The organism is Actinomadura darangshiensis (assembly GCF_004349235.1).
In the GTDB taxonomy this organism is placed as follows: domain Bacteria; phylum Actinomycetota; class Actinomycetes; order Streptosporangiales; family Streptosporangiaceae; genus Spirillospora; species Spirillospora darangshiensis.
Map to the genome: position 1 here is coordinate 50,306 of NZ_SMKY01000022.1, position 7,391 is coordinate 57,696.

The 7,391-nt window shown below is 73.0% G+C and carries 7 protein-coding genes and 1 pseudogene; 7 read left to right on the top strand and 1 reads right to left on the bottom strand.

Annotated features, from left to right (window positions below; translation table 11 throughout):
* Window positions 1-209 precede the first annotated feature (209 nt).
* The 6 genes from E1293_RS07625 (at window position 210) to E1293_RS07650 (ending at window position 5,972) form a co-directional block, all read left to right on the top strand.
* Entirely contained in the window at window positions 210-1,403 is a 1,194-nt protein-coding gene (locus E1293_RS07625; RefSeq protein WP_132195292.1) for a serine hydrolase domain-containing protein, read from the top strand.
* 61 nt (window positions 1,404-1,464) lie between these two features.
* Window positions 1,465-1,995 carry a nuclear transport factor 2 family protein gene (locus tag E1293_RS07630; RefSeq protein ID WP_132195294.1) on the top strand — a complete coding sequence of 177 codons (531 nt, stop codon included), beginning with the start codon at window positions 1,465-1,467 and terminating at the stop codon, window positions 1,993-1,995.
* Entirely contained in the window at window positions 1,992-2,873 is an 882-nt protein-coding gene (locus E1293_RS07635; RefSeq protein ID WP_132195296.1) for an LLM class F420-dependent oxidoreductase, read from the top strand. Before E1293_RS07630 ends, E1293_RS07635 begins: the two co-directional genes overlap by 4 nt.
* 95 nt (window positions 2,874-2,968) lie before the next feature.
* Complete coding sequence (locus E1293_RS07640) at window positions 2,969-4,045, top strand: NAD(P)/FAD-dependent oxidoreductase (RefSeq protein ID WP_132195298.1); 1,077 nt, start codon at window positions 2,969-2,971, stop codon at window positions 4,043-4,045.
* A gap of 34 nt (window positions 4,046-4,079) precedes the next feature.
* Window positions 4,080-4,976, top strand: a complete 897-nt coding sequence (locus E1293_RS07645; protein WP_132195300.1) for an RNA polymerase sigma-70 factor — start codon at window positions 4,080-4,082, stop codon at window positions 4,974-4,976.
* 96 nt (window positions 4,977-5,072) lie between these two features.
* Window positions 5,073-5,972: a Rieske (2Fe-2S) protein gene (locus tag E1293_RS07650; RefSeq protein WP_207938721.1), complete on the top strand. Its 900-nt coding sequence runs from the start codon at window positions 5,073-5,075 to the stop codon at window positions 5,970-5,972.
* 193 nt (window positions 5,973-6,165) lie between these two features.
* On the opposite strand, the pseudogene E1293_RS49295 reads toward E1293_RS07650, so the two are convergent.
* Window positions 6,166-6,348, bottom strand: a pseudogene (locus E1293_RS49295) (VOC family protein); the annotation flags it as partial.
* A gap of 53 nt (window positions 6,349-6,401) precedes the next feature.
* Between E1293_RS49295 and E1293_RS07660 the strand changes: the two are divergent.
* Window positions 6,402-7,391: serine/threonine-protein kinase (locus E1293_RS07660; protein ID WP_132195304.1), on the top strand; the 990-nt coding region annotated here is incomplete at its 3' end.

The following is a 7,391-nucleotide window of genomic DNA, read 5'->3' on the forward strand; positions in this document are numbered from 1 at the left end:
CATGCCGGCGGACGACGGCCGGGCGCTCCGGTGCCGTGGCGGGTCCAACGATGAGCGCGGCAGCACCGGCGCTGGCCGGGTAGTGGCGGGAGCCGGTCGGCGCTCCGTCTCCGGTACGAGATGAGGTGTGGCTCTCGTGCGTGACGCCTGGTGAGAAGCGCGATCCCTAACGTGATGGCTCCCGCGGTCGCGATTGAAGGGAGCCACACGTGATCAAGTATAGGCGTGCGCTGGGGGGCGCACTCACGCTGGCCGTGGCGGCCGGTGTCACGGCGGGGGCGCTGGCGGCCGACCGCCGGCCGCACGCCGCCGCCACGGCCGCCGGGTCCACCGACGCCGCCGCGAGCCAGGCCCGGCTGCGCGGCATTCTGCACCGGCTGACCACGGAGGACGGCGCGCCCGGGGCGCTCGTCGAGTACCGGGACCGGCGCGGCAGCACGGTGCTGACCAGCGGAGTCGCCGACGTGAAGACCGGCGCGCCGATGCGGGGCGACAGCCGGTTCCGGATCGGAAGCATGACCAAGTCGTACACGGCGACGGTCATGCTCCAGCTGGTGGGGGAGCATCGCGTCGACCTGGACGCGCCGGTGGAGCGGTACCTGCCCGGCGTCGTCCGCGGGCACGGCAACGACGGGCGGAAGATCACCGTCCGGCAGCTGCTCCAGCACACCAGCGGCCTGCCCGACGTCCTCGACTACCTCAGCCCGCAGGAGATGCTGAAGGACCCGCTGGCCCACCACGACGCCCGCGAGCTGGTCGGCATCGCGCTCGCGCACCCGCCGACCTTCGAGCCCGGCGAGGGCTGGAAGTACACCAACACCGGCTACCTGCTCGCCGGAATGATCATCGAGAAGGTGACCGGCCGCACCTACAACGACGAGATCCGCCGCCGCATCATCAGGCCGCTGCACCTCCGCGAGACGTTCGTGCCGGGCGACTCGCCGGAGATCCCCGGGCCGCACCCGCGCGGGTACGTCCGGCCGGGGGAGGACGCCCCGCTCATGGACCTCACCGCGTTCAACCCCTCGTCCGCGGGTCCGGCCGGCGGGATGATCTCCAGCGGCACCGACCACAACCGGTTCCTGGACGCGCTGGTCCGCGGCCGGCTGCTGCGTCCGGCCCAGCTGCGGCAGATGATGCGGACCCGGCCGACCGGCAACCCGGACGGCCGCGCGTACGGCCTCGGCCTGGAGAGCAGGCCGCTGCCTTGCGGCGGCGTCTACTGGGGGCACGGCGGCGACATCCTGGGGTACCAGACGGTGAGCGGCGCGACGTCCGACGGCAGGCAGGCGACGGTCATGGTGAACCTCGACCCGGGCGGCCCGGACGCGCAGGACGACGACGTGGAGGCCGCCGTCCAGACCGCGCTCTGCGGTGCCCGTCCCCCGGCCCCCGCCGGGTGAGCCGTCCCGCACAGCGGGAACCGGGCGGTGGTCGGATGCCGGTTGCAGCACGCTCGCGACCATGGACGTTCAGCGGACCGAGTGGTCCGACCGCCGCCAGATCCACGACGTCGTCCTGCGGTACTGCCGCGGGATCGACCGGCTGGACTTCGCCCTCGTCCGGTCGGCGTACCATCCGGACGCCGTCGACCACCACACCGGCTTCGACGGAACGCTGGACGAGTACATCGCCTGGGTCGAGCCGAAGCTGCGCGCCAGGCGCGGCGGGACGATGCACATCGCCGCCAACCATCTGGTCGAGCTGCTCGGCGACACCGCCGTCAGCGAGACGTACGGGACCTCGGTCCACTGGGGCGAGCCCGCCGACGACCCGCGGGCCAACTTCACCAGCGGCGTGCGGTTCGTCGACCACATGGCCTGGCGGGACGGCCGGTGGGCGATCGCCGAGCGGTGGGCCGTCCGGGAGTGGACCAGGTCCGACGCCGGCCGGCTGATGCCCAAGGAGGCCGCGGGCCCGTCCGGCAGCAGGGACGGCGACGACCCGCTGGTCCGGCTCCAGCGGCGGCTGCGGGGAACGGAGGGGGACGCGTGAAAGCAGGTATCAGCTCGCCGATCGTGGCGCTGGCCGGAAACCGTCCGGCGTGGGAGGCCGGGGCCGGGACGGCCGAGCTCGTCCGGGTGGCGCAGACCGCCGACCGGCTCGGGTTCGAGTTCATGACCTGCGGGGACCATGTGGCCGTCCCGCCGGGCCTGCCGCGCGGGGAGCGCTTCTACGACCCGCTGGCGACGTTCTCCTTCCTCGCCGGGCGGACGCGCCGGCTCCGGTTCCTGCCGTACGTGCTGGTGCTGCCCTTCTACCACCCGCTGGAGATCGCCAAGCGGTACGGGACGCTCGACCACCTGAGCGGCGGGCGGCTGGTCCTCGGGTTCGGGGTCGGGAACCTGAAGGAGGAGTTCGACATGCTCGGCGTCCCGTTCGCCGACCGCGGGCCGCGGGCCGACGATGCCCTCAGGGCGCTGCGGGCGGCCCTGTCCGGCCGGGTGGTGTCGTACGAGGGGCCGTACTACGCGTTCCGCGACATGGTGGTCGATCCGCACGCCGTCCAATCGCGGGTGCCGATGTGGATCGGCGGGCACAGCGAGCGCGCCCTGCGCCGCGCGGTCACGCTCGGCGACGGCTGGGCCCCGGCGCCGCAGTCGTTCCGCGGGCCCACCCCGGAGCTGATGCGGCGGATGCTCGACCGCCACGATCTTCCCGAGGGCTTCGACGTCCTCCTCACGCCGGGCGAGCGCCTGGACCCGGTCGGCGACCCCGGCCGGGTCCACGAGATCATCGCCACGGCCGCGGAGGCGGGCGCCACCCAGCTCAACCTGACGGTCCGGCACGAGTCGCTCGCCCACTACCTGGAGCAGTTGGAGGCGTTCGCGGAGACGGCCGGCCTGGAGAGCGGTCCCCGCGGCGATCTCTGACGACGCGGATGTGGTGCGGGTCTCTCGCGCCGCTGTTATGAGCCCGCCGCCCCCGGTGTCTTCTGTGCAGATCCAACCTGACAGAGGAGACGGACATGAAGGTCGTAGTGGCGGGTGCGGGATACGCCGGGACGCTCGCGGCGAACCGGCTGGCGAAGAAGGTGCCGGACGCGGAGATCACGGTGGTCAATCCGCGTCCCGACTTCGTCGAGCGGGTGCGGCTGCACCAGCAGCTGGCCGGGACGGGACGGGCGGCGACCCCGCTCACCGAGATGCTGCGGGACGGCATCGCGGCGCGGCAGGCGGCCGTGGAGAAGATCGGCGACGGCACCGTGGTGCTCGAAGGCGGCGAGTCCCTCGACTTCGACCACCTGATCCTGGCCGTCGGCAGCACGCTCTCGCCGCTGCCGGGGACCGTCCCGATCGGGACGTGGGAGGGGGCGGAGCAGGCCCGCGCCGCACTGGCGGGGCTGCCCGCCGGCGGCACGGTGACCGTCGTCGGCGCCGGGCCGACGGGCATCGAGACCGCCGCCGAGGTCGCCTACGCCCGTCCCGACCTGGGGGTGCGGCTCGTGGGGCAGAACCTCGCGGCCACCCTCTCGGACGGCGCCCGCCGCCGGGTGCGTGACGGCTTGGAGCGGCTGAAGGTGTCGATCGTGGAGAACGCGGTGGCCGAGGCAGACACGGGCACGGTGCAACTGCGATCGGGCGAGCAACTCAACTCGGACCTCACCCTGTGGGCCGTCATCGGCGGCGTCCCCGACCTGGCGGCGCGGAGCGGCCTGAAGGTCGACGAGCGGGGCCGCGTCATCGTCGACGAGTACCTGCGCAGCGTGACCGACCCGCGCATCATCGCCGTCGGCGACTGCGCCGCCATCCCCGGTTCCCGCATGTCCTGCCAGACGGCGGAACCGCAGGGCGGGCACGCCGCCGACAACCTCGCCCGCCTGGCGAAGGGTGCCGCGCCCAAGCCGTACTCGGTGGACTACGTCTCCACGTGCATCAGCCTCGGCAGGCACGACGGCGTGATCCAGCTCGTCCACCGGGACGACCGGCCCCGCCGGCAGTATTTCGGCGGCCGTCCCGCGGCCATGACCAAGGCGGGCGTCGTCCGCGGCGCCAGGTTCAGCGCCCGCAGCGGCATCGGCGGATCGCTCCCCGGCTCGAAATGACCGGCCGTGGTGTGATGGAAGGGGGGACCGAACCATGAGCGACAACGCCACCGACCCGGCGACCGAAGCCTTCGTCGCCCACCGCAACCTGCTCTTCACCGTCGTGTACGAGATGCTCGGCTCGGCGGCCGACGCTGAGGACGTCCTGCAGGAGACCTGGCTGCGGTGGGTCAGGGTCGACCTGGAGCAGGTGCGCGACCAGCGCGCCTACCTCGTCCGGGTCGCGACCCGGCAGGCGCTGAACCGGCTGCGCACGATGTCGCGCCGCAAGGAGTCCTATGTCGGCCCGTGGCTGCCCGAACCGCTGCTGACCTCCCCGGACGTGGCCGAGGACGTCGAGCTCGCCGAGAGCATGTCGATGGCGCTGATGCTCGTCCTGGAGACGCTCTCGCCCACCGAGCGCGCCGTCTTCGTGCTGCGCGAGGCCTTCGACCTCGGCTACGACGAGATCGCCGACGCGGTCGGCAAGAGCACCGCGGCCGTCCGGCAGATCGCCTACCGCGCCCGCCGGCACGTCGACGCCCGCCGCCCCCGCGAGGCGGTGTCCCCGCGCGAGACCCGCGCGGTCCTGGAGTCGTTCCAGCACGCGCTCGACACCGGTGACCTGCAAGGTCTCCTGGACGTCCTCGCGCCCGACACCGTCCTGCTGAGCGACGGCGGCGGCGTCAAGCAGGCCGCGCTGCGCCCGATCGCCGGCGCCGAGAAGGTGGTCCGCTTCATCCTCGGCGGCATCGGCAAGGCCGAGAGCACCCTCACCACCGACCACACGGTGGTCAACGGCCGGCCCGGCCTCCTCCTGCGCCTGGACGGCGAACTCGACGGCATCATGGCCGTCCGCGTCGAGGCGGGTCGCATCACCGGCCTCTACTACGTCCGCAACCCCGAAAAGCTGACCCACGTGACCTCCGAAAACCCCCTCACCCTGCAATGACCCAGGCAGGGTTTTGAGGGCAGGTGAGGGGAAGGGGGCGGATTAGCGATATCCGTGGTCGGCTGGGGGAGGCAGGAAATGAACATGTTGCAGAGGATGGCGCGTCGGCTGGAGCGGGCCGAGGCGCTCGACAAGGCCGCGAAGCCGTTGAGCAAGGCGGTTCAGCGGGCGGTGCGGCCGCGTCTGGTCCGCAACATGCTCAGCGGGACGAACCTCGGGCACCCGCTGCACCCGGCGCTCACGGACGTGACGGTCGGCGCGTGGAGCATGGCCGCGCTGCTGGACGCCGTGGGCGGCTGCGAGGCCGAGCCGGCGTCCGATCTCCTGGTGAAGGCCGGGGTGGTGTCGGCCGTGCCCACCGCGCTCACCGGCCTGAACGACTGGTCCGACACGCTGGAGGGCGACAGGCGGGTCGGGTTGGTCCACGCCGCGGCCAACACCGTGGCGCTGTCGCTGTACATGGCGTCGATCGCCGCGCGTGCCCGAGGCGACCGGGGCAAGGGCAAGGCGCTGGGGTTCGCCGGCTTCGGGCTGCTGGGCATGAGCGCCTACCTCGGCGGGCACCTGTCGTTCACCAAGGGCGTCAACGTCAACCGCACCGCCTGGCAGGAGGGACCGGACGAGTGGACCCCGGTGCTGGGCGCGGACGACCTGCCCGAGGGCGCGCACCGCACCGCGGACGCGGGCGGCGTGCAGGTCCTGCTCCACAAGATCGACGGGCGGGTGTACGCGCTGGCCGCGACGTGCAGCCACATGGGCGGCCCGCTGGGCGACGGGACGTTCGAGGACGGTTGCGTCACCTGCCCGTGGCACGGCAGCACGTTCCGCTTCTCCGACGGCGGCATCAGGCGCGGCCCGGCCAGCACCCCGCAGCCCTGCTACGAGACCCGGGTGGAGAACGGGCGGATCGAGGTGCGCCTCGCACCCGAGGGCGTCCCGGAGGGGACGGCCGCGGAGGGCACCCACCGCAAGCGCAACCGTGTCGTGATCGGCTGATCAGCGAGGGGCCGGGCCGAGGAGGTCCCACCGGTTGCCGGCGATGTCGAGGAACACGGCGAGCCGCCCGTAGGGCTCGGTGCGAGGCGGGGTGACGAACTCGACGCCCGCGGTCGTCATGCGTGCGTACGAGCCCCACCCGGCCGGCGACCTGGTTCCCGACGGCGCCGGCTTGGCGTTGGCCGTCCGCGCGGGCGAGCAGGATTCCGGTCTGAGCGCCCGGCGGCCGGACGACGACCCACCGTTTGGGACGGCCATCGTTGGTAAGCGAGGGCGAGTCTTCGACCAGGTCGAACCCCAGGGCCGCGGTGAAGTGCTCGATGGCCTGGTCGTAGTCGTCCACGACGATCGTGATCAGCTCAATTCGCACTTTCACGAGCCTAGGGTGCCCCTCGGCCGCTTCCCGGCTGATCGCGTTATCGTGCCGCTGTGGCGGGAGACGCGGGAAAAGTCGTGATGGGCCGGTATCGGCTGGTGGAGGTGCTGGGCGAGGGCGGGATGGGCGCCGTCTGGCGCGCGCATGATGAGCGGATGCGCCGGGACGTGGCGCTCAAGCAGCTCAAGCTCCCCCTGAGCCTGGACGCCGGGCTGCGCGATCAGCTGGTGGCGCGCATGGAGCGGGAGGCGCGGTCGGTCGGGATGCTCAAGCACCCCGGCGTCATCACCGTCCATGACCAGTTCCACGACGAGGACGGCCTGCCCTGGATCGTCATGGAGCTGGTGCGGGGCCGCTCACTCGCCGACCTCCTCAGCGACGGCGGCCCCCTGGACGAGGCGGAGGCCGCCCGGATCGGTGCGCAGATCGCCGAGGCGCTGGCCGTCGCGCACGAGGCGGGGATCGTGCACCGCGACATCAAGCCCGCCAACATCCTGCTGGAGGGCGAGCGGGTCGTGGTGTCCGACTTCGGGCTCGCGGTCGTGCCGGGAGAGACCACGCTCACCGCCACCGGTGCGTTGCTGGGCACCCCCGCCTATCTGTCCCCCGAGCAGGTCAACGACCGGGAAGCCACCGCCGCGTCCGACATGTGGTCCCTGGGCGCGACCCTGTACGCCGCCGTCGAGGGCCGTCCCGCCTTCAGCGGCGGCAGCATGGCGGCGCTGCTTCTGGCCATCTCGCGGGGTGAGCCCGCCCCCGTCCAGCGGGCTCGGCGGCTGGCGCCGGTCCTTCGCGACCTGCTGCGCCGCGACCCCGGGCGACGTCCCACCGCCAAGGCCGCCGCGGCCACGCTCGCCGCGCTGGCCGGCCGAGCACCCGCCGCCCAAGCGCCTGCCACCACCGAACCGGTCATACCGGACGCCGTCCCGCCGTTCCCGGAGTTCTCGCGCCGCGCCCTCCTCGCCACCGGCGGCGCCGCCCTCGCCTTGGCGGCCGTCCCTGTCGGCTACCTCCTCACCCGCGACGACCACAAGGAGAAGCCC